The sequence below is a fragment of the Duganella sp. AC917 genome (genome assembly GCF_979258245.1).
Window position 1 is genome coordinate 6052912 of the sequence record NZ_OZ409848.1, and the last position, 26410, is coordinate 6079321.

The following is a 26410-nucleotide window of genomic DNA, read 5'->3' on the forward strand; positions in this document are numbered from 1 at the left end:
GTATGCGTATCGAATGGCTGAATCAGGAAAATATGGCCGCGCTGGCCCCCGGCGCCGGCTTCGCGACAACCACCGGCGGCGTCTCGCGCCGCGGCTTCATGAAGGCCGGCGCGGTCGCCGGCGGTGGCCTGGTGCTGGGCTTTTTCCTGCCCGGCGCCGGCCGCCTCGCCAACGCGCAGCAGCCGCCGGCCAAGGTCTACGAACCGAACGCCTTCCTGCGCATCGCGCCGGACAACACGGTGACGGTGCAGGTCAACCGCATTGAAATAGGGCAGGGCGTGCAAACCTCGCTGCCGATGCTGATCGCCGAGGAGCTCGACGCCGACTGGTCGAACATGGTCGGCGCGCTGGCGCCGGCCGGGGAGCAGTACAAGGACCCGCTGTTCGGCATCCAGATCACCGGCGGCTCGGGCAGCATCGCCCACTCGTATATCCAGTACCGCGAAATCGGCGCCAAGGCGCGCGCGATGCTGATCGCGGCGGCGGCCGAGCAGTGGAAGGTGCCGCCCGAGCAGATCAAAACGTCGAAGGGCACGTTGACCGGCCCGGCCGGCCAGACGGCAACCTATGGCGCGATGGCCGATGCGGCCATGAAGCAGCCGGTGCCCGCCAGCGTCCAGCTGAAGGACCCGAAGGACTTCACCATCATCGGCACACCGGTCAAGCGTCTGGACGCGGCCGCGAAATCGAACGGCACGCAGCAATTCGGCATGGACTTCAAGGCGCCGGACAGCAAAGTGGCGCTGGTGGCGCGGCCGCCGGCGTTCGGCGCCAAGGTCGCCAAGTTCGACGCCAGCAAGGCAAAAGCCATCAAGGGCGTGATCGAGGTGCTGCAAGTGTCGACCGATCGCGGCGGCAGCGGCGTGGTGGTGGTGGCCGACGGCTACTGGCCGGCCAAGATGGGCCGCGAGGCACTGGTCATCGAGTGGGACACCAGCGGCGTCGAGAAAGTCAGCAGCGACAAGCAGCTGGCGGAATTCAAGACGCTGGCGCGTAAAGCCGGCACGCCGGTGCGCAAGGCCGACACCTCCAAACTGGCCGGCGCGGCCAAGAAGATCTCCGCCGTCTACGAGTTCCCGTACCTGGCGCACGCGCCGATGGAGCCGCTCAACTGCGTGGTCGACCTGCGCGCGGACGGCTGCACGGTGTGGGCCGGCACGCAGTTCCAGACCTTCGATCATGGCGCCATCGCCGCCACCGCCGGCCTGAAGCCGGAGCAGGTGGTGCTGAACACGATGACGGCCGGCGGTGGCTTTGGCCGCCGCGCGGTGCCGAGTTCCGACTATCTGGTCGAAGCGGTCAACATCGCCAAGGTCTGGAAGGCCGCAGGCAAGACCGAACCGGTCAAGGTGGTGTGGAGCCGCGAGGACGATATCAAGGGCGGCTACTACCGGCCTTCGCATGTGCACCGCGCCGACATCGGCATGGATGCCAAGGGCGGCATCGTCGCCTGGGACCACGTCATCGTCGGCCAGTCGATTATCACCGGCACGCCGTTCGAGGCGGTGATGATCAAGGACGGCGTCGATTCGACGATGGTCGAGGGCATGGGCGAGCCGTACGAAGTGCCGTTGAACCTGAGCGCGCACGCGGTCAAGGCCAACGTGCCGGTGCTGTGGTGGCGCTCCGTCGGCGCGACCCACACCGCCTATGTGATGGAAACGCTGATCGACGAAGCGGCGCACGCGGCCAAGGTGGACCCGGTCGCCTACCGCAAAAAGCTGATGGGCGAGAAGGGCAAGCGCCACATCGCGGCGCTGGACCTGGCGGTGGCCAAGTCCGGCTACGGCAAGAAGGCTTTGCCCAAAGGCCAGGCGTGGGGCGTGGCGGTGCACGAGGCGTTCGGCACCGTGGTGGCCTACGTGGTGGTGGCGTCCGTGAACAAGGACGGCTCGCCAAAGCTGAACAAGGTCACCGCCGCCGTCCATTGCAACACGGCTGTCAATCCGCTGACAATCGAGGCGCAGATCCAGGGCGCGGCACTGATGGGGCTTGGCATGACATTGCCCGGCGCCGCGATTACGATCAAGGACGGCGTGGTGGATCAGCAGAACTTCAGCGATTACACGGTGGCGCGCATGACCGACATGCCGGTGATCGATGTGCATATCGTGCCGTCGAACGATCCGCCGACCGGTATCGGCGAGCCGGGCCTTCCGCCGCTGGCGCCGGCCTTCGCCAACGCGTTGTTCAGGTTGACCGGTAAGCGCCTGCGCAAGCTGCCGTTCGATTTGAGCACGGCCAAGGCGTAGATAACATGGCGTTGACGGGTATTTTGCTGGCGGCCGGACGGGGAAAACGCTTCGATCCGTCCGGCGTTCAAAACAAACTGCTGCAACCCGTCCACGGCGCCGCTGGCGACGCGGTGGTCGTCGCCAGCGCGAAGAACATGCTGGCGGCGCTGCCGCGCGTGCTGGCGGTGGTGCGGCCCGGCGACGACAAGGTCGCCGCGCTGCTGGGCGCCCTCGGATGCCAGGTGCGCGTCTGTGGCGACGCCGATCTGGGCATGGGCGAGTCGCTGACGACGGCGATCGAACACACCAAGGGCGCGGAAGGCTGGGTGATTGCGTTGGGCGACATGCCTTACGTGCGACCGGAAACCATCCGCGCGCTGGCCGCCACGGTGGAGCGGGGCGCGCGCATCGCGGCGCCCGTGTTTGAGGGGCGGCGCGGCAATCCGGTCGCCTTCAGCAGCTTTCATTTGCCCCTGCTGCTGGCGCTATCGGGCGACCAGGGCGCGCGCGAAATCCTGAAAAGCCATGCGGTGAACGAGTTACCGGTCGACGACGCCGGCGTGGTGCGCGATATCGATACGCCCGGAGATTTGCGCGGCGATGTATAAACAACAGGACCTCAACACAAGGACCGAGATGAAGAAACCGAACAAGAACCCGGCGATCGCTTACAGCATCGTCGGCCAAGATCTGGCGGCGCACCTGTTTCACGTCACGCTGACGGTGGACGCGCCGGCGCCGGACGGCCAGATCTTCGCGCTGCCGGCGTGGATACCGGGCAGTTACATGATCCGTGAATTTTCGCGCAATATCGTGCGCATCAGCGCGGAGTCGGACGGCGAGCCGGTCGCGCTGACCAAACTCGATAAACACTCGTGGCAGGCGGCGCCACAAAAGGACCCGCTGAAAAGCGGCCCGTCCCCGCTGACCTTGCGGTACGAAGTCTACGCCTGGGATTTGTCGGTGCGCGCCGCGCATCTGGACCAGAACCACGCCTTCTTCAACGGCACCAGCGTATTCCTGCGCGTACTGGGACAGGAAGACCAGGCGCACGTGGTCGACATTCAGCGTCCCGCCGACGAAGCGGCGCAAAGCTGGCGCGTGGCGACGTCGCTGCCGGAGCTGAAGGCCAAGCGTTATGGTTTCGGCACGTACATCGCCGCCAATTACGATGAACTGATCGACCATCCGGTGGAGCAGGGCGATTTTGCGCTGGCCACCTTCAAGGCCCACGGCATCCCGCACGACATCGTTATCAGCGGCCGGGTGCCGAACCTGGATTTGGCGCGCCTGAGCGCGGACCTGAAGAAAATCTGCGAAACCCAGATCGCTTTCTTCGAGCCGAAATCGAAGCAGGCGCCGATGGACCGTTACGTCTTCATGACCCTGGCGGTTGGCGACGGCTATGGCGGCCTGGAGCATCGTGCCTCGACCGCGCTGATCTGCGCGCGCGCCGATTTGCCGAGCACGACGGCGGTCAACAAGGATATCAGCGACGGCTACCTGCAATACCTCGGCCTTTGCAGCCACGAGTATTTCCACACCTGGAACGTCAAGCGCATCAAGCCGGCGGCGTTCGCGCCGTACAATTTGCAAGTCGAGAATTATTCTCCGTTATTGTGGCTATTCGAGGGATTCACCAGTTATTACGACGATTTGATGCTGGTGCGCGCCGGCCTGATCGCCGAACCGGCCTATTTCAAGTTGTTGGGTAAAACCATCGGTAGCGTCCTGCGCGGCAGCGGCCGCACCAAACAAAGCGTCGCCGATTCAAGCTTTGATGCTTGGGGTAAATATTACCGTCAGGATGAAAACGCACCGAACGCTATCATTAGTTATTACACGAAGGGTTCGCTGATCGGCCTGGCGCTGGATTTAAGCATTCGCGCTAAAACCGGCGGTGCGAAATCGCTGGACGACGTCATGCGCGCATTATGGCAGCGGTATGGGCGCGATTTCTATAACGGCGGCGGACGCGGCGTGACGCCGGCCGAAGTGGAAGCGCTATTCGATGAAATCAGCGGCGGGCGTTTTAAACCATTCTTCGACAAATATATACGCGGTACCGAGGATGTACCGCTGGCCAAGATGCTGGCGCCGTTCGGCGTTAAATATAGCGATGAACGTAAATCGTCGAAACCGAGCCTCGATGCGAATATCGGCCGCGACGGTAATGACTGCAAATTGTCGAGTGTGCATGAGAATGGCGCGGCGCATCTGGCCGGTTTATCGGCCGGGGATTTATTGGTGGCGATCGATGGCTTACGTGTGACTGCGACCAATCTTGAAACGCTGCTTTCGCGCTATGGCGTGGGCTCGACCGTGGAAGTGCACGCCTTCCGCCGCGATGAATTAATGACTTTCAGTATGACACTGCAAGGCGACCGGGTGCCCGGCATCACCCTGGCGCTGGACCCGGTCGCCAAGAAATCCACCGGTCCCCTGCGCCCCAGCGCCGCGCGCTAACCACCGCAATCGCCGCCACCGCCGCAACGGCTCACCGTTTTGCTGGCGCTGGCGGTTTCTTTTCGTTCATTGCATGCTAAATATTGGCATGTAACCACCAAAATTCGGCACGTGCGTAGGCATAGGTGTCAGATTTTTGTGCAGCGCAGCGTTTTTCGCGAGCTTAATTTTCCGGCAACTGTGAAACTGGTTTAAAATTTAACCATAACTCTCCATTGGTCAGCTACCGATCCGCAAGTTATGCCACTCGATCCCGCCACTATCGTTTTGCTGTCGACCGTGATGGCCGTTGCGATGAGTGTCGTCCTGTATTCAGCACACTCGAGTTTTCCCCGAGAAATTAAAGGGCTGAAACAATGGTCGATCAGCCTGATATTGCTGGCGTTCGGGTCGGGGATCTACGCCTCGACCAGCGGCCTGCTTGGTAATATATTGTCGCCCTTGTGCGCGAACGCCGTTATTTTATGGGGACTTGGTTTTGGGCTGATCGGCACGCAAATGTTTTACAGCCGTGAGTGTTCGTGGTGGTTATTTCAGTTCGTTTGGATTTTGGGAATGATCGCAAGCGGTTACTACGTGATCGTTAATCCTGATTACTCCGGGCGTCTCGCCATCTTTTCGATTCTGGCTTTTGTTTTATATTCCTATCAAGTAGTGCTGATATGGGGATATGGCGAGCGTCATTTCTCGACCATGTTTTTTGGTTTGCTGATGTTGTTCCAGTCGGTGGTGGTGTTGATACGCGGGGTTCTGGCAATGACCCACAGCAGCGAAGATATGAATCTGTTCGTGAGCGGCACGCATCAAAACCTGTATCTGCTCACCAGTCACTTCATGACGCTGCTATTAACGGTGGGATTCATGACTGTGGCCACGCGCCGCTTGCAAGTGATACTGGAGCGCCGCTCGACGCTCGATCCGTTGACGCAAGTGCTGAATCGCCGGGGTTTCACCGAGGTCTATGCCAAGGAACACGCGCTGATGCGCCGGGAACAGACCGTCATGACCATGCTCAGCATCGATCTGGACTACTTCAAGGCGATTAACGATTGCTATGGACACTCTACAGGCGATAGAGTCCTTGCCGACGTGGCGTCGGTGATCGCGAAGGCGCTACGTGCCTCCGACCATGTTGCGCGGTTCGGCGGCGAGGAATTCATCGTGTTGCTGCCGGCTACCGGGCTGGAGCGGGCGCACCATGTCGCGGAGCGCATCCAGACCGTGCTCAGGGCGCCGCGTTCGGAAACGGATAGCGAGCAGAGCGCGGCGGCGGCCGCCTTGCCGCCCTATACGGTCAGCATTGGCATCGCCTGCCAGGTCAGTCCGGATGAGGATTTGGACAATATTTTGCTGCGTGCCGACCGGGCGCTATATTGCGCCAAGGAACGCGGCCGCGACCGCATAGAGATCGCCGCCGAGGCGGTGTTACCGCTGCACGCGTCGGCGTGATGTCCGCCTGAATTCGCCGAACTGGCCGCTTAATTGAACAGGCGGTGCAGCTCGGCGCCCGGATCCGGCGCGCGCATGAAGGCTTCGCCGACCAGGAAAGCGTGAACATTGGCGTCGCGCATCAGCTTGACGTCTTCCGGCACCATGATGCCGGATTCGGTGATCACCAGTTTTTCGGGCGGAATGCGGTCCAGCAGACCGATGGTGGTCGCCAGCGACGTCTCGAAGGTGCGCAGGTTGCGGTTGTTGATGCCCACCAGCGCGGTGTTGAGGCGCAGGGCGGCCGTCAGTTCGTCGCCGTCGTGCGTTTCGACCAGCACGCCCATGCCCAACTCGTGGGCGCAGGCTTCCATTTCCGCCATCAGGCCGTGGTCCAGCGCGGAGACAATCAGCAGGATCGCGTCCGCGCCCATCGCGCGCGCTTCATAGATCTGGTAAATGTCGACCATGAAGTCCTTGCGCAGCACCGGAATCGCGCAGGCGGCGCGCGCCTGGCGCAAATAGGCCTCGGAGCCCTGGAAGAATTGTTCGTCCGTCAGCACCGACAGGCATGCGGCGCCGTTGGCGGCGTAGCTGACGGCGATGTCGGCGGGGCGGAAGTCCGTGCGCAGCACGCCCTTCGACGGCGACGCTTTTTTCACTTCGCTGATCACGCCGGCGGAACCGGCGGCGATTTTCCCGCGCAGGCTGGCCTCGAAGCCGCGCAGGTCGGCGCGCAGTTCGGCATTGCCTTCGACGTCGGCGCGCAGGCTGGCGAAGCCGCGGTGTTTTTTGGCGGCGGCGACTTCGTCGGCTTTGACCGCGAGGATTTTGTTCAGGATGTCGGACATGATAGACCTAGGATGATTGTTGTTCCGCCAGCGCCAGGCGCAGGCCGAGTGCGACGAAAAGGCCGCCGGTGACGCGGTTGAGCCAAAGGGCGACCAGCGGCTTGACCTTGAGCCGCGCGCTGGCGAAGGCGGTGAAGACGGCCAGGCCGTTACACCATAACATGCCGTTGATATTGAAGATGCAGCCGAGGATGACGAACGCCAGCGGCTTGCTGGACGAATCGGCCGAGATAAACTGCGGTACGAACGCCAGGAAGAACAAGGCCACCTTGGGGTTCAGCACATTGGTCAAAAAACCCTGGAAGAAGATCCTGCGGTAGGGCAGACGCGCGGCGGCGGTGGCGGCGGCCAGGGCGTCATCGGTCTTCGCCTCGGCCTCGCCGCGCAGCCTGGCGCGCAGCATGCCGATGCCGACGTAGATGATGTACGCGGCGCCCACCCACTTGACCACCGTGAAGGCGGCGGCGGACGTCGACAGCAGCGCCGACAAACCCAGCGCGGCGGCGAAAATATGGATCATGGTGCCGGCGCCGATGCCCAGCGCCGCGGCCGAACCGGCGCGCCAGCCCTGGGTCGCGCTGCGCGTCATGATCAGCAGCGAATCGGGACCGGGCATGATGTTGAGCAGCAGGCCGGAGATGATAAACAGCGTCAGGTCGTGGATGCCGTACATGAACGCCGCCCTTTAGTTGGTGGAGCCGAGGCTTTGCGTGACCTGCACGAATTGCTCGATCTTTTTCAGCGCATCGCCGGAGTTGATGGCCACGCGCGCGCGCGCCAGGCCGTCCTCGATCGAGCTGGCTACGCCGGCCGCGTACAGCGCCGTGCCGGCGTTCAGCGAGACGATGTCGAACGCCGCGCCGGGCTCTCCGCGCAGCGCTTCCATCATCTTCGCCTTCGATTCGGCGGCGTTGGCCACCTTCAGGTTGCGGCTGGCGATCATCGGCAGGCCGAAGTCTTCCGGATGGATTTCGTATTCGCGGATCTCGCCGTCGATCAGTTCACCGACCAGGGTGCCGGCGCCCAGCGACACTTCATCCATGTTGTCGCGGCCATAGACCACGATGGCATGCTGCGCGCCGAGGCGCTGCAGCACGCGTACCTGAATACCCACCAGGTCGGCGTGGAAAACACCCATCAGGATATTGGGCGCGCCGGCCGGATTGGTCAGCGGTCCCAGGATGTTGAAGATGGTGCGCACGCCCAGCTCCTTGCGCACCGGCGCGGCGTGCTTCATTGCGGCGTGGTGGTTGGGCGCGAACATGAAACCGATGCCGGTCTGCGCGATCGATTGCGCGATCTGCTCGGGCTTGAGGTTGATGTTGGCGCCCAGCGATTCGATGACGTCTGCGCTGCCGGACGACGACGACACGCTGCGCCCGCCGTGCTTGGCCACGCGCGCGCCGGCCGCCGCCGCCACGAACATCGACGCGGTGGAGATGTTGAATGTGTGCGCGCCGTCGCCGCCGGTGCCGACGATGTCGAGCAGGCCGGTGGTGTCGGCCATCGGCACCTTGGTGGAGAACTCGCGCATCACTTGCGCGGCGGCGGCGATCTCGCCGATGGTTTCTTTTTTCACGCGCAGGCCCATGGTCAGGGCCGCGATCATGGTTGGCGACATCTCGCCGGACATGATCTGGCGGAACAGGTGCAGCATCTCGTCGTGGAAAATCTCGCGGTGTTCGATACAGCGCAGCAGTGCTTCTTGATGGGTGATAGCCATGGCAGTTCCTTCTTTATTTTAACGCGCGATGGGGAGCCGGCCCCCGAGGGGCGGCGCGCCGCTTAACGAACCAGGAAGTTCTTCAGCAGTGCGTGACCGTGTTCCGACAGGATGGATTCGGGGTGGAATTGAACACCCTCGATGTCGTACTCCTTGTGGCGCACGCCCATGATTTCACCGTCATCGGTCCATGCCGTCACTTCGAGGCAGGACGGCAGCGAGCTGCGTTCGATTGCCAGCGAGTGGTAGCGGATCACCGTGAACGGGGAGGGCAGGTCCTTGAAGACGCCCACGCCCGTATGCGCGATTAAAGAAGTTTTGCCATGCATGACCTGCTTGGCGCGTATGACTTTGCCGCCGAACGCTTCGCCGATGGCCTGGTGGCCGAGGCACACGCCGAGGATCGGCTTTTTGCCGGCGAAGTGCTTGAGCACCTCGATCGAGATGCCGGCTTGCGACGGGTCTTTCGGACCCGGCGAGATGCAGATATGGTCCGGGTTCAGCGCCTCGATTTCAGCGATCGTGATTTCATCGTTGCGGTACACGCGCACATCCTCACCCAGTTCGCCGAAATACTGCACGATGTTGTAGGTGAAGGAGTCGTAGTTGTCGATCATTAGCAGCATCTCAGAACTCCCCATCCAGGCCATCTTGCACTTGTTCGGCGGCGCGCAGCACGGCGCGCGCCTTGTTTTCGGTTTCCTGCCATTCCATCTCGGCCACCGAGTCGGCGACGATGCCGGCGGCGGCCTGCACGTACAGCATGCCGTCCTTGATCACGCCGGTGCGGATGGCGATGGCGACATCCATCTCGCCGCCGAACGACAGGTAGCCGCAGGCGCCGCCATAAATGCCGCGCTTGGAGATTTCCAGCTCGTCGATCACTTCCATCGCGCGCACTTTCGGCGCGCCGGTCAGGGTGCCGGCCGGGAAGGTGGCGCGCAGCACGTCCAGGTTCGACAGGCCGTCTTTGAGCTTACCCTCGACGTTGGAGACGATGTGCTGCACATGCGAGTATTTTTCGATGACCAGGCGGTCGGTGACCTTGACGCTGCCGATCTCGGAGATGCGGCCCAGGTCATTGCGCGCCAGGTCGATCAGCATCACGTGTTCGGCGATCTCTTTCGGATCGGCCAGCAGTTCCCTGGCCAGTTCGGCGTCGCGCTCCGGCGTCGAACCGCGCGGACGGGTGCCGGCGATCGGGCGCAGCGTGACTTTTTTCTCGCCGTCCGGGAGGGTTTCGTTGCGCACCAAAATCTCCGGCGACGCGCCGACGATCTGCATGTCGCCGAAATTGTAGAAGTACATATACGGCGACGGGTTCAGCGAGCGCAGTGCGCGGTACAAAGTCAGCGGCGAATCGACGTAAGGCTTGCGGATGCGCTGGCCGATCTGCACCTGCATCAAGTCGCCGGCCATCACGTATTCGTGGGCCTTGGCGACCGCCTTCAGGTACTCCTCTTTCGGGAAGTCGCGGATGGTTTCGGTGCGCACCGAGGCGCTGGTCACCGGCGCGTCGACGCCACGGCGCAGCATCATGCGCAGGTCCTTCAGGCGCTGGCGCGCCTTGCTGAAGGATTCCGGCTGTGTGGTGTCGGCGTACACGATCAGATACAGCTTGCCGGAGAGGTTGTCGATGACGGCCAGTTCCTCGGTCACCATCAGCTGGATGTCGGGCAGGCCCAGATCGTCCTTCGGCTGCGTGTTGGCCAGGGTTTTTTCGATGTGGCGCACGGTGTCGTAGCCGAAGTAGCCGGCCAGGCCGCCGCAGAAGCGCGGCATGCCAGGGCGCAGCGCGACTTTAAAGCGCTTCTGGTACGCCTCGACGAATTCGAGCGGATTGCCTTCATGGGTTTCGATCACGGCGCCGTTCTTGACGATCTCGGTGCGCGTGCCGAAGGTACGCAGCACGGTCGTCGCCGGCAGGCCGATGAAGGAAAAGCGGCCGAAACGCTCGCCGCCGACCACCGATTCAAGCAGGAAGGTGTTCTTGCCGGCGTTCTGGGTCTGGGCCAGTTTCAGGTACAGCGTGAGCGGAGTTTCGAGGTCGGCGAAGGCTTCGGCGATCAGCGGGACGCGGTTGTAGCCTTCGTTGGCCAACGATTTGAATTCGAGTTCGGTCATGTCTTGTCTCCATGCCGCCAACATAGGGGTGTGGGTTGGCGGTGGGTTGTCAAAAAACCTGTCGGGTGCGCGTGCACGTGCGACAGCAATCAGTTCGGCTTAGTTTTGCCAGGATTGCCAGCGTCGCCAAAGCCAGGCCTCAATCGAGCCGGTTTGGTTGACATTGTGTTTTTTGATGGAAGACATTCGGTCAGGTGTGGTTCAGCTAAAGGTTAATTTTGCGAACTAATACGGCTTGCCGCTTCGAGCAGCGTGTCTACTATACCATCGGAATCGATCCCGTGTATAGACTGTCCGTGATTGTAGCCATAGGGCACCGTCAACACCGGGCAACCCGCAGCCCGGGCTGCTTGCGCGTCGTTCGAGGAGTCGCCGATGGCCACCACTTGCGCTGGCGGCAGATCGAAATCGGCGCACACGGTTTGCAGCGGCAGCGGATCGGGCTTCTTGCGCGGCAAGGAATCGCCGCCGTAGACCACGTCGAAAAAGCCGTCCAGGCCCTTTAGCTTGAGCAGCGGCGTGGTGAAGGCGATCGGCTTGTTGGTCACGCAGGCCAGGCGCAGGCCGTTGGCCTTCATCGCCGTCAAGCCTTCGATCACGTCCGGGTACAGCGTGCTGTGCTGGCCGTTGATGCCCAGGTAGTGTCGCTGGTAGGCGTCCATCGCCGCGTCGAAGCGTTGCTCGACGCCGGCCGCGTCCGCCTGTAGCGCCAGCACCGAGCGGATCAGGTTTTCCGAACCTTTCCCAACCATCAGCGCGATCTGCTCTTGCTCGATGGAATCGAGGCCCAGTTCGTCAAGCATGCCGTTGATCGCCACGTGGAAGTCAGGAATCGTATCCAGCATGGTGCCGTCGAGGTCGATGATTGCGGCGCGTACGCCTGCCAGCACGCTCATCTTAAATCGCCGCCAGGTTGGCGCGCATGGCGTCGATGACGGCCTTGTAGTCCGGCTGGCCGAAGATGGCCGAGCCTGCCACGAAGGTGTCGGCGCCGGCGGCCGCTGCCGCCGCGATATTGTCGATCTTGATGCCGCCGTCCACTTCCAGCATGATGTCGCGGCCCGAGTCGTCGATCAGGCGGCGCGCTTCGGCGATCTTTTTGAGCGCGTGCGGAATGAAGGACTGGCCGCCGAAGCCCGGGTTGACCGACATGATCAGGATCATGTCGATCTTGTCCATTACGTGCTCCAGGTAGCTCAGCGGGGTGGCCGGATTGAACACCAGGCCGGCCTTGCATCCGTGGTCGCGGATCAGTTGCAGCGAGCGGTCGATGTGCTCGGACGCTTCCGGGTGGAAGGTGATGATGTTGGCGCCGGCCTTGGCGAAGTCGGGAATGAGGCGGTCGACCGGTTTGACCATCAGGTGCACGTCGATCGGCACGTCCACATGCGGGCGGATGGCCTGGCATACCAGCGGGCCGATGGTCAGGTTCGGAACATAATGGTTGTCCATCACGTCAAAGTGAATGATGTCGGCGCCGGCGGTGACGACGTTGCGTACCTCTTCACCCAGACGGGCGAAGTCGGCGGACAAGATGCTTGGAGCGATACGGAAATTGGACATGACGTGAGGCCTGCATTAAAAAGATGCGCTATTTTACGCTGCCCGGCCCGGCCGCGCCCGTTTTCGGCCGCGTCTTCCTTGCACCGGTTGCGGATTTGCGGTGCAATGGGCTCCCGACGATATACAATCGCAATTGATCTTTTTACGACCCCACGCCTCAGCCTTAAGGAATTTCGATGGCCACTTATGAATTTACTGTGTCGGTCAGAACCCAGTACCTGCCGGATCAATCCGATCCGGAACGCACCAATTTCGTGTTCACCTATTCGATCACGATCAAAAACACCGGTACCGTGGCCGCGCAACTGATCTCGCGCCACTGGGTCATCACCGACGCCAACAACCACATCGAAGAGGTACGCGGACTGGGCGTGGTCGGCCATCAGCCGCTGCTGCAGCCGGGCGAACATTTCGAATACACCAGCGGCACCGCGTTGCAAACCCAGCAGGGCTCGATGGTCGGCGAATATTTCTGCGTGGCCGAGGATGGCCACCAGTTCGAGGCCAAGATCCCCGAGTTCGTGCTGTCGCTGCCGCGCACGCTTCACTGATCCGCGTGCTTGCCGGCCGCGCGGCTTCTTCCCTTATTTCGGATCGTTATCCTGTTCAGGCGGGGGCAACTTTTTGGCTTTGCCTTTGCCCTGGTACATCGTCCACCAGACGATGAATACCAGCAGGAAAAACGCCACGCATGCTTCCAACATCAATACCCACATAGCTATCCTTATGTCATTTACACGTCGTAGTCTACTCGTTCCGCTGTCCGTCGTCGCGCTTTCGCTGGCTGCGTGCACCACCACGCCGATCCCGCCGCAAACGCCGGCGGGCCAGCCGACGCCGCCAAGCGTGCCCGCCGTACCTTCCGCACCCGCCACGCCGACGGCGCCTGCCACGCCGCCCGCTCCGACCGCGCTGCGGATGGTGCCGACCACCTTTGCCGCGCTGCCCGGCTGGGACCGCGATGATGTGCGCGCCGCCTGGCCGGCCTTCATGTCCTCGTGCACGGTGCTGGTCAAGCAGCCGATGTGGAAGGAATCGTGCTCGATCGCGCGCAGTGTCGACGCCGCTGACGACAAGGCCATCCGCACCTTCTTCGAGTCGTTCATGGTGCCGAACCAGGTGATTGCGCCGGACGGCGCCACCGATGGGCTGGTCACCGGTTACTACGAGCCGCTGCTGCGTGGCGCCCGTAAAAAGGGCGGCCCGTATCAAACGCCGCTGTTCAAGGTGCCGGAGGACATGATCACCGTCGACCTGGCCGGCGTCTATCCCGAGCTGAAGGGCATGCGCCTGCGCGGCAAGCTGGTCGGCAAGAAATTGGTGCCGTACGCGACCCGCGCCGAGATCGAGAAGGCCGATTTCACCGGCAAGGAATTATTGTGGGTCGACGATCCGGTCGAAGCGTTCTTCCTGCAGGTGCAGGGTTCGGGCCGCGTCCAGCTGACCGACACGCAGGAAACCGTGCGCGTGGCGTATGCCGACCAGAACGGTCATCCGTACAAATCGATCGGCAAGTATCTGGTGGACAAGGGCGAGTTGACGCTGCAGCAGGCGTCGGCGCAGGGCATCAAGGCCTGGGTCGCCGGCCATCCGACCCGCATGCAGGAGCTGTTCAATGCGAACCCGAGCTATGTGTTTTTCAAGGAAGAGCGGCTGCCGGACCCTAAAGTCGGTCCTAAGGGCGCGCAGGGCGTGCCGCTGACGCCGCAGCGTTCGGTGGCGATCGATGCCTCGCAGCTGCCGCTGGGCGCGCCGGTGTTCCTGGCCACCACGCAGCCGAACAGCGATATTCCGCTGCAGCGCCTGGTGATGGCGCAGGATACCGGTGGCGCGATCCGGGGCGCGATCCGCGTCGATTATTTCTTCGGCTTCGGCACCGAGGCGGCCGAAAACGCCGGCCGCATGAAGCAGCGCGGCAATGTCTGGGTGTTGTTGCCCAAACAGCCGTAACCGCTGACGCTAGCGCAACACCAGCACCGGCAGCGTGGTGTTCGCCAGCACCTTGTCGGTCTGGCTGCCCAGCAGCAGTTTGTTGATGCCCTTGTGGCCGTGCGACGCCATCATGATCAGGTCGCAGTCGAATTTTTTCGCCGCCTCGACGATCTCCTCGTACGGGGTGTGCGACACTGAAATCACCCCTTCGAATGGAAGGTCGGCCGCGCGCGCTGCCGCGGCCACCTTGTCGATATAGCTGCGCGCGGCTTCCTGCATCTTGACGGCAAGCTCGCCGGAATCGATCACGCCGCTGCCGTCGCCCAGCGTCGCCAGCGGCAACGGCTGGATCACGGTGACGCCGACGATCTTGGCGCGATTCAGTTTCGCGAACTCGACCGCTTTCGCGGTCGCCTTGTCCGACAGCTCCGAGCCGTCGGTCGGCAGTAGTATAGTTTTGAACATGGCGCACTCCTGGCAGGATCGTTGATACTGGAGTCAGCCTAATGGCTTGGCCGGATTTCCGGCGCACGGTAGGGACGATTACGTCGGGGCCACCGCCGGCTGTTCGGCCTCGCGCAGCGACGCTGACATGGCCATGCAAGCGGTCAGTACGATGGCGCCCACCGCCACGCACGCCAGGCCGGTGCGGACGCTGAAATGTTCGCCGATATAGCCGGCCGTCAGCGCGCCCAGCGGCGCCACCGCGATGGTCAGGAAGCGCATCGTCGACACCATGCGGCCGAGGTAGGCGTCCGGTGTGACTTTCTGCCTGACGGCCATATAAGGCATGACAAACAGCATCACGCCGCAGTCGAGGAAGAACGACAGGGCCGCGCACGCCACCGCGCTGGCCATCGGGTAGCCGAACAGCCCCGCCGGTATCATCGGCATCAGCGTAAAGGCGACGGCGGTCAGGCCGATGCCGATCAGGATGGTGCCGTTGGCGCCGAAACGCTGGCTCAGCGGCTTGAGCAGCATCGAGCTGGCCAGCACGCCGAGGCCGCCGACCATTTGCGCGGCCCCCAGCATGCCCGCGCTCATGCCCAGGTCGCGCGTGGCGAACAGCACCGCCAGCGCCGCGTAACCGTAAAACAGCATGTGCCAGGCGCCCACGCTCCAGGCCAGGGTGCGCAGCAATGGCTGCTTCCAGATGAATTGCAGGCCGTCGCGGATGTCGCGCAACGGGTGTTTGTCGGACGGCGCCGGTTGCGGATCGTTGGCTTTCAGATTGCGCAGCAACAGGATCGACATCACGAAACCAAAGGCGTTGAGCAGCACCGCGTAGGGCGCGGTGAGCCATTGGATCAGCACGCCGGCCAGGCCCGGCGCCAGCAACCGCGAGGCCGAGTCGGTGGCGGCGAATTTTGATTGCGCGTCCATCAGGCGCTCGCGACCGATCAGGTTGGTCAGGAACACCTGCTCGGCGCCGCCGCCGACAACATTGCAGGCGCCGGTGGTGAAGGCGACCGCGTACATCCATTCGACCGACAGCACGCCCATCCAGTAAGCGGCGGGGATGCTGAACAGTGCGGCGGCCTGGATGGCTTTGCTCGCCAGAAGAATCGGCAGCTTGCGATTGCGGTCCAGCACCACGCCGGCCGGCAGCGCGAACAAGGCGAACGGCATTGCCGCCGCCGCGCCCAACATGCCCATCTGCGCCGGCGTGGCCTTGAGCAGTAATACGGCGCACAGCGGCACGGCCAGCGCGCCGACATAACTACCGAAGCCGTTGAGGATGGCACTGAACCAGTAACGCAGAAAATCGCTGTTGCCCAGCAGAGGGTCAGCGGCCAGCTTGTCGCGCAGCGGGCGGCGCAGGGAGGTAAAAATGGGAAGCTCGCCGAAGTAAGTTGCCAAGGTTCAATAATACCAGCGGCAAGGATAGGAGCTACAATCGACCCCATAATATTCCATCGTGGAGGAACAACCATGCAATATGAAGACCTGATCGTTGAAGTGCACGGCAAAGTGGCGTTGATCCGTCTGAACCGTCCAAAGGCGCTGAACGCGCTCAATGACCGCATGATGAACGAACTTGGCGAGGCGTTGTTCAAGTTTGATGCCGATCCGGCAATTGGTTGCATCGTCCTGACCGGCAGCGAGAAAGCCTTCGCGGCCGGCGCCGACATCGCCGCCATGGTTGACTATACGTATGTGGATACTTATCGCGACAATTACATCGGCCGCAACTGGGAGCACATCCTGCGCGTGCGCAAACCGGTGGTGGGCGCCGTGGCCGGCTACGCGCTGGGCGGCGGCTGCGAGCTGGCGATGATGTGCGACTTCCTGATCGCCGCCGACACCGCCAAGTTCGGCCAGCCGGAGATCAAGATCGGCGTCACCCCCGGCGCGGGCGCCTCGCAGCGCCTGCCGCGCGCGATCGGCAAGGCCAAGGCGATGGATATGCTGTTGACCGCCCGCACCATCGACGCGGTCGAGGCCGAGCGTATCGGCCTGGTGTCGCGCATCGTCCCGGCCGACAAGCTGATCGAGGAAACGCTGGCCGCGGCGACCATCATCGCCGCCATGCCGACTTCGGTGGCGATGATGGTCAAGGATGCCGTCAACCGTGCCTTCGAGGTGCCGCTGACGGAAGGCGTGGGTTACGAGCGCCGTCTGTTCCACGCCGCGTTCGGCACGCCTGCTCAAAAAGAAGGCATGAAGGCGTTCCTGGAAAAACGGTCGCCCAATTTCGATGGCCTGTAACTGTAAGGTGGACGCTAGACTGTCATGCGCATCCTGATTATTGAAGACAATCCCGACATTCTGGCGAACCTGTACGCCTTTCTGGAGGCAAAAGGGCACGTGCTCGATTCGGCCGCGAACGGCTACGCCGGCCTGGCGTTGGCGGCACAGCACGAGTACGACGTCATCGTGCTGGACGTCATGCTGCCCGGCATGACGGGATTGGAGCTGTGCCAGAAGCTGCGCAGCGAATTGCGCGACGCCACGCCGGTGCTGATGCTGACGGCGCGCGATACGCTGGAAGACAAGGTCGCCGGTTTCGACAGCGGCGCCGACGACTATCTGGTCAAGCCGTTTTCGCTGGTCGAACTCGAGGTGCGCCTGAATGCCCTGCTGCGCCGCGCGCGTGGACAGACCACCGGCGCCGCCGTGCTCAGCGTCGGCGACTTGCGCTTCGATACCGAGAATTTCGAGGTCAAGCGCGCCGGCACGCCGCTGGTCCTGACCAAGACCGGATACACCATTTTGAAATGCCTGATGACGCAAGCGCCGAGGCTGGTGCCGCGTGAATTGCTGGAGCAGGAAGTGTGGGGCGACGACCGTCCCGACAGCGACGCGCTGCGCACGCATATCCACGCGCTGCGCCAGGCGCTCGACAAACCATATGAATTCGCCATGCTGCGCACCGTTCCGGGCATCGGCTACAAATTGCTAGCCTCCGATGCCACCGTTTAAATCCCTGCGCCGCCGCATCGTCGTCGCCTATCTGACCTTCGCCGCCGCCGGCATCCTGTTTTTCGCCGTCATCGCCGCCGTTGCCGTCGAAGGCATCGAGGTAAAACTGGTCGACGAGCGCCTGCAGGAAGTGGCCGCCTGGGCATCGCCGCGCCACGCCGGCGGCTTGCCGGTGGAAATGCCGGCCGGCCTGAGTTTTCATCACGGCGCCGAGATCCCGCTCTCTTTGCGTGAATTGCCCGAAGGTGCTACCGAGATCACGGTCGATGGCGTCGATTTGCATGTCTGGTCGGGGCACGACCAAAGCGGACCGTACGCGGTGGTCGACCATGCCAGCGCGTACGAAAAAATCGAGGTCGTGGTGTATGGCATGTTTGCCATCGGGTTTATTGGGTTTTTGATTTGCTCGATGATGTTCGGGGCGTACATCGGCAACAGCCTGGTCGCGCCGATCATGGGGCTGGCCTCGGCGGTGCAGGCGCGCCGCAAGGACCTGCCGTTGCAGGACAGCCCTGACGAACTGGGCATCCTGGCGCGCGCGTTCTCGGCACGTACCAAGGAGTTGACCGAAGTTCTCGACCGCGAGCGTTTCTTCACCGGCGACGTCAGCCACGAGTTGCGCACGCCGCTGACCGTGATCACGGGCGCGGCGGAAATCCTGATGACGCAGGCCCATGCCAATCCCGCCATCCAGGCCGCTTCCGAGCGCATCTATCGCGCCGCGCGCGACGCCTCGGATTCCGTCACGGTGCTGTTGCGGTTGGCGCGCTCGCCGGACATGCTGGAGATGACGTCGGTGTCGGCCGCCGGGCTGGCGAGCGAGGAAGCGGCGCGATGCCAGAGCTTGACGGTGTCCAAGCCGTTGGAGCTGCGCTATGCCGGCGGCGACGATTTCATGATTTACGCGCCGCGCGAACTGTTGATTGCCGCCATTGGCAATCTGGTGCGGAATGCATGCCTTTACACCATGCAGGGCGAGGTGGTGGTGCGCCTGGCCGGCCGTTCGCTGATCGTCGAGGATACCGGTCCCGGCTTGCCGGCGGCGGCCCGCGCGCGTCTGGTGAACGAGGCCATCCCCATCACGGCCAGCGGATCGTCGGGCACCGGACTCGGCTTGGGCCTGGTGCAGCGCATCTGCGCCTATCTTGGGGCGGATCTTGAGTACAGCGAGCGCGCCGGCGGTGGCAGCGTGTTCGAAATTCGATTTCCATGAGGCATTTAACGTAAATTTAACGCATCTTTGACGCGGAGTTGACTGGCGGGTGACTAAGGTGGAGGCTGGAATTGAGGAGTCTCCGTTGAACGTACATCCGAATTTAAGTCTTAGTCATCATCGCGCGCGGTTGCTGCCGTTATTGCGCGTCAAACCGTTCCTGGCATCGCGGCACGTCCATGTGCAACACTTGACCCTCGCTGCTGCCGCTTTCTTTGTATTGGTGTACAACTTTAGCTTTTGGCAAATCTTCTTTGTTGCCACTGGCGGTGTGCAACTGGCCAATGTGCCGCTGTATCTGGCGTCGTTCACGCTGCTGACGTTGGCGTTCAACGCTTTCCTGACTGTCTTCAGCTTCCGCTACGTGATCAAGCCGGTGCTGATCCTGCTGTTTTTCGTCACCGCGTCCAGCAGCTATTTCATGAACCGCTATGGCATCGCCATCGACGCTTCGATGTTGCAGAACGTGATGGAAACCGATGTCCACGAGGCCACCGAGCTGCTTAGCGTAAGCCTGGTGCTGACGATCGCGCTACTGGGTGTGTTGCCTTCATTGCTGGTGTATCACCTCAAACTGGAGTTTCCGCCACTGCGCCGCGCGCTGCTGATCAATCCCGCCGTGATCGTCGTATCCCTGCTGGTTGCCGGCGCGCTGATGATGGTGTTTTTCAAAACCCTGGCGCCGGCCGTGCGCGAGTACCGCCAGATGCGGTTTCTGCTGACGCCCACCAATGTCATCCAGGCGGGCAACTCCTTCGTCAAGCATAAAATGGCGCGCGCGACGGTTATCGCGCCGCTCGGCAGCGACGCCATGAAGGGTACCTTGTGGGCGCAGCAAAAGCGCCGCACGGTCACCATCATGGTGGTCGGCGAAACCGCGCGGGCGATGAACTTCTCGCTCAATGGTTACAAGCGCGACACCAATCCGATGTTGTCGCGTCAGGCGGGACTGCTCAATTTTAACAATGTGCAATCGTGCGGCACGGCTACGGCCATTTCCGTTCCCTGCCTGTTCTCCGGCTTCGCCCGTGTCAATTATTCCGAGGACAAGGCGAAGGCGCAGGAGGGGTTGCTCGACGTGCTTAGCCATGCCGGCTTGCAGGTGCTGTGGCGGGACAATAATTCGGGTTGCAAAGGCGTGTGCGACCGCGTGACGTATGAGGACATGTCGAAGCCGAAGGCTGGAGATCCGTTCTGCAATGACGAGGAGTGCTTTGACGAGCGCATGCTGCAGGGCCTGCCGGAAATCATCCGCGACGCCAAGCAGGACCTGGTCATCGTGCTGCACCAGAAGGGCAGTCACGGACCGGCGTACTGGAAGCGCTATCCGCCCGCGTTTCAGCGTTTTGGGCCGGTATGCACCAGCAACGAGCTGGAAAAGTGCTCTCGCGAGTCCATCGTGGCGGCCTATGACAACACCATCGCCTATACCGACCATTTCCTGAGCAAGACCATCGACGTGTTGCGCGCGGCCGGCGCCGCCGACAATGTCGACACCGCGTTCATGTACTTCTCGGACCACGGCGAATCGCTGGGCGAAAAGAATATGTACTTGCACGGCGCGCCGTATTTCATCTCGCCGGACGAGCAGCGCCATGTGCCCTTCATGCTGTGGCTGGACCAGGGCTACCGCGACCGTTTCAACCTGGACCAGCGCTGCCTGGAGGCGCGTCGTGGGCAGGAGTTCTCGCACGACAATGTGTTCCATTCATTCCTCGGCATGCTGAACATCAGCACCGCCGTCTACAATCCTCGACTTGATATATTCCATGCCTGTACGCTCGCTAACCAGTCTTAAACAACGCGGCGCGCTGCGCACTATCGACAGTGCTTTAATACTATCGGGCATCTTAATCCTCTGGATCGGTAACTATACCGATATCGACTTGGCGCTGGCCGACGCCATGTTCGACCGCGCCAGCGGCACGTTTCCCTGGCAGCACGCCTGGCTGGCCGAGCGGTTCAATCACGGCATATTGAAGACCATCCTGCAGGTAATGGGCGTGACGGCCGTTGCCCTGGCCGCATGGGATTGGGCACGTCCGCAGTCCCGCTGGAACGGACCGCGCCGGGTCGGCCTGCGCGTGCTGGCGTTGTCGGCGATCCTGGTGCCAAGCTGCATCAGCGTATTGAAACATTTCAGCGATTCCCATTGCCCTTGGGACTTGCAACGCTACGGCGGCCACGAGCCCTATGTGCGGCTGCTGGAGTTTTTGCCGGCCGGCGTGTCGCCGGGGCAGTGCCTGCCGGGCGGCCATGCGTCCAGCGCTTTATGGCTGGTGGCGCTAGCCGTGTTCTGGTTGCCGCATCGTCCCCGGATGGCGGCCGCCGTGGGCTGCGCGATGCTGGCGTTTGGCCTGGAGGTCGGCTGGATGCAGCAATTGCGCGGGGCGCACTTTCTGACGCATACGCTCTGGTCGATGTGGATCGCGGTTTTCGTCGTCGACGCGCTCTACCGCGCGCTCAGACCGGCGGAGCGCCGTGCGGAATTGGCCTGATTCGGGAAATTAGGTCACAATCCCGTGAGTTGTCGCTTTGACCAAACACGGGAGTACTATGAACGAGCAGATTGCCAGGGAGGTCGTCCTGGTGCGCGCCATCGAATTGGCCGACCAGAAAAAAGAGGTGCTCAGCGAAGATGACCGCATGTACGCCAGCCGCAGCGCGCGCGAACTGGCGCAATGGCAGGCCTCGGACAAGCATGCGGACGTGACGCCCGACGATTTCCTGCAGCAACGTTCGGAACAGATACTGAAACGCCTTGCCGAGCGCACGCCGGCGTTTGCCGGTTTCGCCAGGCGCTCAACCGGCTTGCGGGCGCTGGCGTGGTTGCTGCCGCTGCTGGCGCTGGCGCTGGGCGCCGCGCTGGACCGCATCACCGATCCGCACCGCGTCGATCTGCTGTCGGCGCCGCTTCTGCTGATCATCGTCTGGAACCTGCTGGTGTATCTGGGCTTGTTGATCAGCCTGCTCATTCCTGCGCGTGCCACCGGCGGGCCGCAGTCGGGCCTGATCCGCCGCCTGAGCGTCGGCAAGCTGGCGGTGCCGCGCAAGGTGCCGCCGGTGCTGGCGACCGGATTGCTCGGTTTTCTGGGCGAGTGGTCGCAGCTGAGCGCCAAACTGACGACGGCCCGGCTCAGCCGTACCATCCATCTGGGCGCGGCCATGTTCGCGCTCGGCGCCGTGCTCTCCTTGTATGGCCGTGGACTTCTGTCCCAGTATGCGGCCGGCTGGGAGAGTACCTTCCTCGACGCCACCCAAGTGCATAGCCTGCTGTCGTTTTTGTTTGCGCCGGCCATCGCCGTGTTCCCGTTGCAAGGATTCACGCTGGCCGAGATCGCGGCGCTGCGCTTCCCGCAGACCACGGCGCCCGAGGGTGGCGCACGCTGGGTCCACCTGTACGCGGCAACGATCTTCCTGCTGGTTGTGCTGCCGCGTCTGGTGCTGGCGCTGGTCGCCAACTGGCGCGCGGCGCGGCTGAGCCGGCGGTTCCCGATCGACCTCGATCAGCCGTATTTCCGCAAACTCAACGAAACCATCGGCGCGGGCAGCGGCGGCATGCTGCGCGTGTTGCCGTTCAGCTTTACCGTCGATGAGGCCCGGCACCGTGGCTTGGGGCAGGTCGCCACCATGCTGTTCGGCGAACAGGGTCGCGTAATGCTGCGGCCGTCGACCTCGTACGGCGAGGAGCCGCAGGAGGTGCTGCGCGACGTCGACCTCAACGATCCTGGCGTGACGATGACGGCGGTGCTGTTCAACCTGACCGCCACGCCTGAAAAGGAAAACCACGGCGCCTTCCTCGACTACCTGGTCAAGGCGACGCCGCGCGGCGTGGCCGTTCTGCTCGACGAGTCCTCGTATGTGGAGCGCATGGGCCAGGCCGACCAGCGCGGTCTTGCCGAAAGAACCGCCCTGTGGCAGGAGTTTTGCCACTTCCATCAGACCACGGCGACCGTCGTGAATCTGCTTGACCCGTCCATCCACCCGCTCGACGCCGGCGTCGGGCTGAAACTGTCGGCTGCCGCATGAGTGTTTCTATTGAAAAAAACGCCGCAGACGCGGTGCACATCCAGTTCGCGCTGATTTCGCATACCAACAACGGCAAAACCACCCTGGCGCGCACCCTGGTCGGCATGGATGTCGGCGAAGTGCGCGACGCCGCGCATGTCACCATCTTCGCCGAGTCGCACACCTTGCTGACGACGCCGCAAGGCGACAGCCTGCAATTGTGGGATACGCCGGGCTTTGGCGATTCGGTGCGGTTGCTGAAGCGGCTGGGGCAGTCGGGCAATCCGATCGGCTGGTTCCTGCGGGAAGTGTTGGATCGCTACCGCGACCGGCCGTTCTGGCTCAGCCAGAATGCCTTGCGCACCGCAAAGGAATCCGCTGACGTCGTTCTTTATCTGGTCAACTCCTCGGAAAATCCGAAAGATGCTGGCTATGTGCCGGCGGAAATGAAGATATTGGACTGGATCGGCAAGCCGGTGGTGGTGCTCCTGAACCAGACCGGCCGGCCAAGGCCGGCTGCGGAAGAGCAGGCCGAGCAGGCGCGTTGGCGCGAGCATCTGGCCCAATATCCGGCGGTGCGCGAAGTGCTGGCGCTGGATGCCTTCGCCCGCTGCTGGGTGCATGAGCGCGTCTTCTATGAAATGGTCGGGAAATTGCTCGATACATCGCAGCAGGCCGGTTACGCCCGTTTGTTCGCGACGTGGGAAGCGGCCAACGCGCGCCGCTACGATCACGCAATACGGTTGCTGGCCAAACAGTTGGCGGCGGCGGCGCGCGATCGCGAGGTGGTAGACGCCGTGCCTTCGAGCATGCTCAAGTCGGCGTTGAAGGTGGTGGGCATCGGCAAGAACGAGGAACAGCAGCGTCAGGACCGCGCGATGGGCAATCTGATCGCCCGACTGAACCAAGCGACGGTGGAGTCGACGCGCGAAATGCTGATCCTGCACCAGCTCGACCCAACCGATGCCGGCAAGATCAATGAGCGGGTGCGCGAGAACTTTGCCGTGCGTGCTCCCATAGATAAGGCGCAGGCGGGATTGCTGGGCGCTGTGATTTCAGGCGCGGCGACTGGATTGTCCGCCGACGTGATGGCCGGCGGTTTGACCCTTGGCGGCGGCGCATTACTCGGCGGCGTGATCGGTGCGCTGACCTTTGCTGGCGCGGCCTGGGGATTCAACTCCAGTACGGACCGCAACCAGCCCGCCGTGCAATTCACGGATGCCTTCATGCGCAATCTAGTGGTTGTTGGCATTTTGCGCTACCTGGCCGTCGCCCATTTTGGTCGCGGACGTGGCAACTTCGTGGAGAACGAGGCGCCGGCCTTCTGGCAGGAAGAGGTCGAGCAGACTGTGGCGAAGCATGATGCCGCGCTGATCGTATTGTGGAGCGACCTGCGCCGGGACAAGGCCGACACCGAGGCGGCTACGGCGTTGATCAAGCAGATAGCAAGCGCCACCTTGATCCGACTGTACCCGGATGTTGCGGCTGGGCTTTAAAAGTCCTTGCGGGAACTCTCGCCCCTTGCTATAGTTCGCCCCCTCGCAGAACGACGCACACAAAACAGCGTGTTGCAGAATGAAGCGGGGAAAATGAAGTGCTTGACGAAATGTTCGAAACGCTTCATAATCTTGCCTCTTCGCTGATGAACACAACGCTTCTTCAGCAGGCAGCAAGCAGTACCGAATTGTAGTTCTTTAAAAATTAACAGTCGATAAGTGTGGACGTTTGATGAAAGTGCACATGCAGCCTTCGGGTTGCATGAAACTTAAAATATCAAATGTTCACAAGAAGTAATGAAATAGGCGCTACGCAAGTAGTGGCCTGTCAGTATTTTGAGTGAGCGACCTCTTAGCAATAAGAGTGCCGGTAAAACGGCAAAAGTAACAGAGATTAAACTGAAGAGTTTGATCCTGGCTCAGATTGAACGCTGGCGGCATGCCTTACACATGCAAGTCGAACGGCAGCGCGGGGCAACCTGGCGGCGAGTGGCGAACGGGTGAGTAATATATCGGAACGTACCCTGGAGTGGGGGATAACGTAGCGAAAGTTACGCTAATACCGCATACGATCTAAGGATGAAAGTGGGGGATCGCAAGACCTCATGCTCCTGGAGCGGCCGATATCTGATTAGCTAGTTGGTAGGGTAAAAGCCTACCAAGGCATCGATCAGTAGCTGGTCTGAGAGGACGACCAGCCACACTGGAACTGAGACACGGTCCAGACTCCTACGGGAGGCAGCAGTGGGGAATTTTGGACAATGGGCGCAAGCCTGATCCAGCAATGCCGCGTGAGTGAAGAAGGCCTTCGGGTTGTAAAGCTCTTTTGTCAGGGAAGAAACGGGTCTTTCTAATACAGAGATCTAATGACGGTACCTGAAGAATAAGCACCGGCTAACTACGTGCCAGCAGCCGCGGTAATACGTAGGGTGCAAGCGTTAATCGGAATTACTGGGCGTAAAGCGTGCGCAGGCGGTTTTGTAAGTCTGTTGTGAAATCCCCGGGCTCAACCTGGGAATGGCAATGGAGACTGCAAGGCTAGAGTTTGGCAGAGGGGGGTAGAATTCCACGTGTAGCAGTGAAATGCGTAGATATGTGGAGGAACACCGATGGCGAAGGCAGCCCCCTGGGTCAAAACTGACGCTCATGCACGAAAGCGTGGGGAGCAAACAGGATTAGATACCCTGGTAGTCCACGCCCTAAACGATGTCTACTAGTTGTCGGGTCTTAATTGACTTGGTAACGCAGCTAACGCGTGAAGTAGACCGCCTGGGGAGTACGGTCGCAAGATTAAAACTCAAAGGAATTGACGGGGACCCGCACAAGCGGTGGATGATGTGGATTAATTCGATGCAACGCGAAAAACCTTACCTACCCTTGACATGGATGGAATCCCGGAGAGATTTGGGAGTGCCCGAAAGGGAACCATCACACAGGTGCTGCATGGCTGTCGTCAGCTCGTGTCGTGAGATGTTGGGTTAAGTCCCGCAACGAGCGCAACCCTTGTCATTAGTTGCTACGAAAGGGCACTCTAATGAGACTGCCGGTGACAAACCGGAGGAAGGTGGGGATGACGTCAAGTCCTCATGGCCCTTATGGGTAGGGCTTCACACGTCATACAATGGTACATACAGAGCGCCGCCAACCCGCGAGGGGGAGCTAATCGCAGAAAGTGTATCGTAGTCCGGATTGTAGTCTGCAACTCGACTGCATGAAGTTGGAATCGCTAGTAATCGCGGATCAGCATGTCGCGGTGAATACGTTCCCGGGTCTTGTACACACCGCCCGTCACACCATGGGAGCGGGTTTTACCAGAAGTAGGTAGCTTAACCGTAAGGAGGGCGCTTACCACGGTAGGATTCGTGACTGGGGTGAAGTCGTAACAAGGTAGCCGTATCGGAAGGTGCGGCTGGATCACCTCCTTTCTAGAGTAGCACTGAGTTAGCAAT

23 protein-coding genes and 1 rRNA gene are annotated in these 26410 nt (G+C 61.9%); 14 read left to right on the plus strand and 10 right to left on the minus strand.

From position 1 onward, the window contains the following. The first annotated feature begins 2 nt into the window (after positions 1–2). The 4 genes from ACZ0BA_RS26440 (at position 3) to ACZ0BA_RS26455 (ending at position 6149) form a co-directional block, all read left to right on the plus strand. On the plus strand, positions 3–2252 hold the full coding sequence (locus ACZ0BA_RS26440; protein WP_463454100.1) for a xanthine dehydrogenase family protein molybdopterin-binding subunit: 2250 nt from the start codon (positions 3–5) through the stop codon (positions 2250–2252). Positions 2253–2257: 5 nt separating this feature from the next. Beyond that, positions 2258–2842, plus strand: a complete 585-nt coding sequence (locus ACZ0BA_RS26445) for a nucleotidyltransferase family protein (protein WP_463454102.1) — start codon at positions 2258–2260, stop codon at positions 2840–2842. 28 nt (positions 2843–2870) lie between these two features. Further along, positions 2871–4700 (plus strand): M61 family metallopeptidase, encoded by a 1830-nt coding sequence (locus ACZ0BA_RS26450; RefSeq protein ID WP_463454103.1) that lies wholly within the window; start codon positions 2871–2873, stop codon positions 4698–4700. Between the two features lie 240 nt (positions 4701–4940). After that, the gene (locus ACZ0BA_RS26455) at positions 4941–6149 is read left to right on the plus strand and encodes a GGDEF domain-containing protein (RefSeq protein WP_463454104.1); all 1209 of its coding nucleotides are present in this window, start codon (positions 4941–4943) and stop codon (positions 6147–6149) included. A 29-nt stretch (positions 6150–6178) separates the two neighbouring features. On the opposite strand, the gene trpC is transcribed toward ACZ0BA_RS26455, so the two are convergent. The 7 genes from trpC to rpe all read right to left on the minus strand — a co-directional run bounded on the left by trpC (position 6179) and on the right by rpe (position 12389). After that, a complete protein-coding gene (gene trpC, locus ACZ0BA_RS26460; protein ID WP_463454105.1) occupies positions 6179–6979 on the minus strand; it encodes an indole-3-glycerol phosphate synthase TrpC in 801 nt (266 codons plus the stop codon). Between the two features lie 7 nt (positions 6980–6986). Beyond that, positions 6987–7652, minus strand: coding sequence for a LysE family translocator (locus ACZ0BA_RS26465; protein WP_463454107.1), 666 nt, complete (start codon positions 7650–7652; stop codon positions 6987–6989). Between the two features lie 12 nt (positions 7653–7664). Further along, a complete protein-coding gene (gene trpD, locus ACZ0BA_RS26470; protein ID WP_463454108.1) occupies positions 7665–8702 on the minus strand; it encodes an anthranilate phosphoribosyltransferase in 1038 nt (345 codons plus the stop codon). A 62-nt stretch (positions 8703–8764) separates the two neighbouring features. Continuing rightward, positions 8765–9328: an anthranilate synthase component II gene (locus ACZ0BA_RS26475; RefSeq protein WP_332854901.1), complete on the minus strand. Its 564-nt coding sequence runs from the start codon at positions 9326–9328 to the stop codon at positions 8765–8767. Position 9329: 1 nt separating this feature from the next. Continuing rightward, the gene (gene trpE / locus ACZ0BA_RS26480) at positions 9330–10826 is read right to left on the minus strand and encodes an anthranilate synthase component I (RefSeq protein ID WP_463454109.1); all 1497 of its coding nucleotides are present in this window, start codon (positions 10824–10826) and stop codon (positions 9330–9332) included. Positions 10827–11038: 212 nt separating this feature from the next. Continuing rightward, positions 11039–11722 carry a phosphoglycolate phosphatase gene (locus tag ACZ0BA_RS26485; protein ID WP_463454110.1) on the minus strand — a complete coding sequence of 228 codons (684 nt, stop codon included), beginning with the start codon at positions 11720–11722 and terminating at the stop codon, positions 11039–11041. 1 nt (position 11723) lies between these two features. Further along, positions 11724–12389, minus strand: a complete 666-nt coding sequence (rpe, locus tag ACZ0BA_RS26490) for a ribulose-phosphate 3-epimerase (RefSeq protein WP_463454111.1) — start codon at positions 12387–12389, stop codon at positions 11724–11726. A 176-nt stretch (positions 12390–12565) separates the two neighbouring features. On the opposite strand from rpe, the gene apaG reads away from it, so the two are divergent. Continuing rightward, positions 12566–12940 carry a Co2+/Mg2+ efflux protein ApaG gene (gene apaG, locus ACZ0BA_RS26495; protein WP_090326982.1) on the plus strand — a complete coding sequence of 125 codons (375 nt, stop codon included), beginning with the start codon at positions 12566–12568 and terminating at the stop codon, positions 12938–12940. A gap of 33 nt (positions 12941–12973) precedes the next feature. On the opposite strand, the gene ACZ0BA_RS26500 is transcribed toward apaG, so the two are convergent. Continuing rightward, positions 12974–13105 (minus strand): hypothetical protein, encoded by a 132-nt coding sequence (locus ACZ0BA_RS26500; RefSeq protein ID WP_463454112.1) that lies wholly within the window; start codon positions 13103–13105, stop codon positions 12974–12976. Positions 13106–13115: 10 nt separating this feature from the next. On the opposite strand from ACZ0BA_RS26500, the gene mltA reads away from it, so the two are divergent. Beyond that, the gene (mltA, locus tag ACZ0BA_RS26505) at positions 13116–14339 is read left to right on the plus strand and encodes a murein transglycosylase A (RefSeq protein WP_463454113.1); all 1224 of its coding nucleotides are present in this window, start codon (positions 13116–13118) and stop codon (positions 14337–14339) included. Between the two features lie 9 nt (positions 14340–14348). Here mltA and ACZ0BA_RS26510 read toward each other — a convergent pair whose 3' ends face one another. Next, complete coding sequence (locus ACZ0BA_RS26510; RefSeq protein ID WP_463454114.1) at positions 14349–14786, minus strand: universal stress protein; 438 nt, start codon at positions 14784–14786, stop codon at positions 14349–14351. A gap of 78 nt (positions 14787–14864) precedes the next feature. Beyond that, positions 14865–16181 (minus strand): MFS transporter, encoded by a 1317-nt coding sequence (locus ACZ0BA_RS26515; protein WP_463454115.1) that lies wholly within the window; start codon positions 16179–16181, stop codon positions 14865–14867. Positions 16182–16253: 72 nt separating this feature from the next. Here ACZ0BA_RS26515 and ACZ0BA_RS26520 point away from each other — a divergent pair, with 72 nt between their 5' ends. The 8 genes from ACZ0BA_RS26520 to ACZ0BA_RS26555 all read left to right on the plus strand — a co-directional run bounded on the left by ACZ0BA_RS26520 (position 16254) and on the right by ACZ0BA_RS26555 (position 26386). Further along, the gene (locus ACZ0BA_RS26520; RefSeq protein WP_463454116.1) at positions 16254–17030 is read left to right on the plus strand and encodes an enoyl-CoA hydratase; all 777 of its coding nucleotides are present in this window, start codon (positions 16254–16256) and stop codon (positions 17028–17030) included. A 24-nt stretch (positions 17031–17054) separates the two neighbouring features. Continuing rightward, positions 17055–17744 carry a response regulator transcription factor gene (locus ACZ0BA_RS26525; protein ID WP_463454117.1) on the plus strand — a complete coding sequence of 230 codons (690 nt, stop codon included), beginning with the start codon at positions 17055–17057 and terminating at the stop codon, positions 17742–17744. After that, positions 17731–18957 (plus strand): sensor histidine kinase, encoded by a 1227-nt coding sequence (locus ACZ0BA_RS26530; RefSeq protein WP_463454118.1) that lies wholly within the window; start codon positions 17731–17733, stop codon positions 18955–18957. The genes ACZ0BA_RS26525 and ACZ0BA_RS26530 overlap by 14 nt, the downstream gene beginning before the upstream one ends. Positions 18958–19138: 181 nt before the next feature. After that, entirely contained in the window at positions 19139–20755 is a 1617-nt protein-coding gene (locus tag ACZ0BA_RS26535) for a phosphoethanolamine transferase (RefSeq protein ID WP_463454120.1), read from the plus strand. Further along, a complete protein-coding gene (locus ACZ0BA_RS26540) occupies positions 20727–21455 on the plus strand; it encodes a phosphatase PAP2 family protein (RefSeq protein WP_463454121.1) in 729 nt (242 codons plus the stop codon). Before ACZ0BA_RS26535 ends, ACZ0BA_RS26540 begins: the two co-directional genes overlap by 29 nt. A 58-nt stretch (positions 21456–21513) precedes the next feature. Beyond that, positions 21514–22986, plus strand: a complete 1473-nt coding sequence (locus tag ACZ0BA_RS26545; RefSeq protein WP_463454122.1) for a DUF2868 domain-containing protein — start codon at positions 21514–21516, stop codon at positions 22984–22986. Beyond that, entirely contained in the window at positions 22983–24461 is a 1479-nt protein-coding gene (locus ACZ0BA_RS26550) for a GTPase domain-containing protein (RefSeq protein ID WP_463454123.1), read from the plus strand. Before ACZ0BA_RS26545 ends, ACZ0BA_RS26550 begins: the two co-directional genes overlap by 4 nt. A 396-nt stretch (positions 24462–24857) precedes the next feature. Next, a 16S ribosomal RNA gene (locus tag ACZ0BA_RS26555) occupies positions 24858–26386 on the plus strand. The last annotated feature ends 24 nt before the right edge of the window (positions 26387–26410 follow it).

Coding starts and splice junctions, on each gene's coding strand:
- ACZ0BA_RS26440 (WP_463454100.1), top strand. CDS start 3: ATGCGTATCGAATGGCTGAATCAGGAAAATATGGCCGCGCTGGCCCCC.
- ACZ0BA_RS26445 (WP_463454102.1), top strand. CDS start 2,258: ATGGCGTTGACGGGTATTTTGCTGGCGGCCGGACGGGGAAAACGCTTC.
- ACZ0BA_RS26450 (WP_463454103.1), top strand. CDS start 2,871: ATGAAGAAACCGAACAAGAACCCGGCGATCGCTTACAGCATCGTCGGC.
- ACZ0BA_RS26455 (WP_463454104.1), top strand. CDS start 4,941: ATGCCACTCGATCCCGCCACTATCGTTTTGCTGTCGACCGTGATGGCC.
- trpC (WP_463454105.1), bottom strand. CDS start 6,979: ATGTCCGACATCCTGAACAAAATCCTCGCGGTCAAAGCCGACGAAGTC.
- ACZ0BA_RS26465 (WP_463454107.1), bottom strand. CDS start 7,652: ATGTACGGCATCCACGACCTGACGCTGTTTATCATCTCCGGCCTGCTG.
- trpD (WP_463454108.1), bottom strand. CDS start 8,702: ATGGCTATCACCCATCAAGAAGCACTGCTGCGCTGTATCGAACACCGC.
- ACZ0BA_RS26475 (WP_332854901.1), bottom strand. CDS start 9,328: ATGCTGCTAATGATCGACAACTACGACTCCTTCACCTACAACATCGTG.
- trpE (WP_463454109.1), bottom strand. CDS start 10,826: ATGACCGAACTCGAATTCAAATCGTTGGCCAACGAAGGCTACAACCGC.
- ACZ0BA_RS26485 (WP_463454110.1), bottom strand. CDS start 11,722: ATGAGCGTGCTGGCAGGCGTACGCGCCGCAATCATCGACCTCGACGGC.
- rpe (WP_463454111.1), bottom strand. CDS start 12,389: ATGTCCAATTTCCGTATCGCTCCAAGCATCTTGTCCGCCGACTTCGCC.
- apaG (WP_090326982.1), top strand. CDS start 12,566: ATGGCCACTTATGAATTTACTGTGTCGGTCAGAACCCAGTACCTGCCG.
- ACZ0BA_RS26500 (WP_463454112.1), bottom strand. CDS start 13,105: ATGTGGGTATTGATGTTGGAAGCATGCGTGGCGTTTTTCCTGCTGGTA.
- mltA (WP_463454113.1), top strand. CDS start 13,116: ATGTCATTTACACGTCGTAGTCTACTCGTTCCGCTGTCCGTCGTCGCG.
- ACZ0BA_RS26510 (WP_463454114.1), bottom strand. CDS start 14,786: ATGTTCAAAACTATACTACTGCCGACCGACGGCTCGGAGCTGTCGGAC.
- ACZ0BA_RS26520 (WP_463454116.1), top strand. CDS start 16,254: ATGCAATATGAAGACCTGATCGTTGAAGTGCACGGCAAAGTGGCGTTG.
- ACZ0BA_RS26525 (WP_463454117.1), top strand. CDS start 17,055: ATGCGCATCCTGATTATTGAAGACAATCCCGACATTCTGGCGAACCTG.
- ACZ0BA_RS26530 (WP_463454118.1), top strand. CDS start 17,731: ATGCCACCGTTTAAATCCCTGCGCCGCCGCATCGTCGTCGCCTATCTG.
- ACZ0BA_RS26540 (WP_463454121.1), top strand. CDS start 20,727: ATGCCTGTACGCTCGCTAACCAGTCTTAAACAACGCGGCGCGCTGCGC.
- ACZ0BA_RS26545 (WP_463454122.1), top strand. CDS start 21,514: ATGAACGAGCAGATTGCCAGGGAGGTCGTCCTGGTGCGCGCCATCGAA.
- ACZ0BA_RS26550 (WP_463454123.1), top strand. CDS start 22,983: ATGAGTGTTTCTATTGAAAAAAACGCCGCAGACGCGGTGCACATCCAG.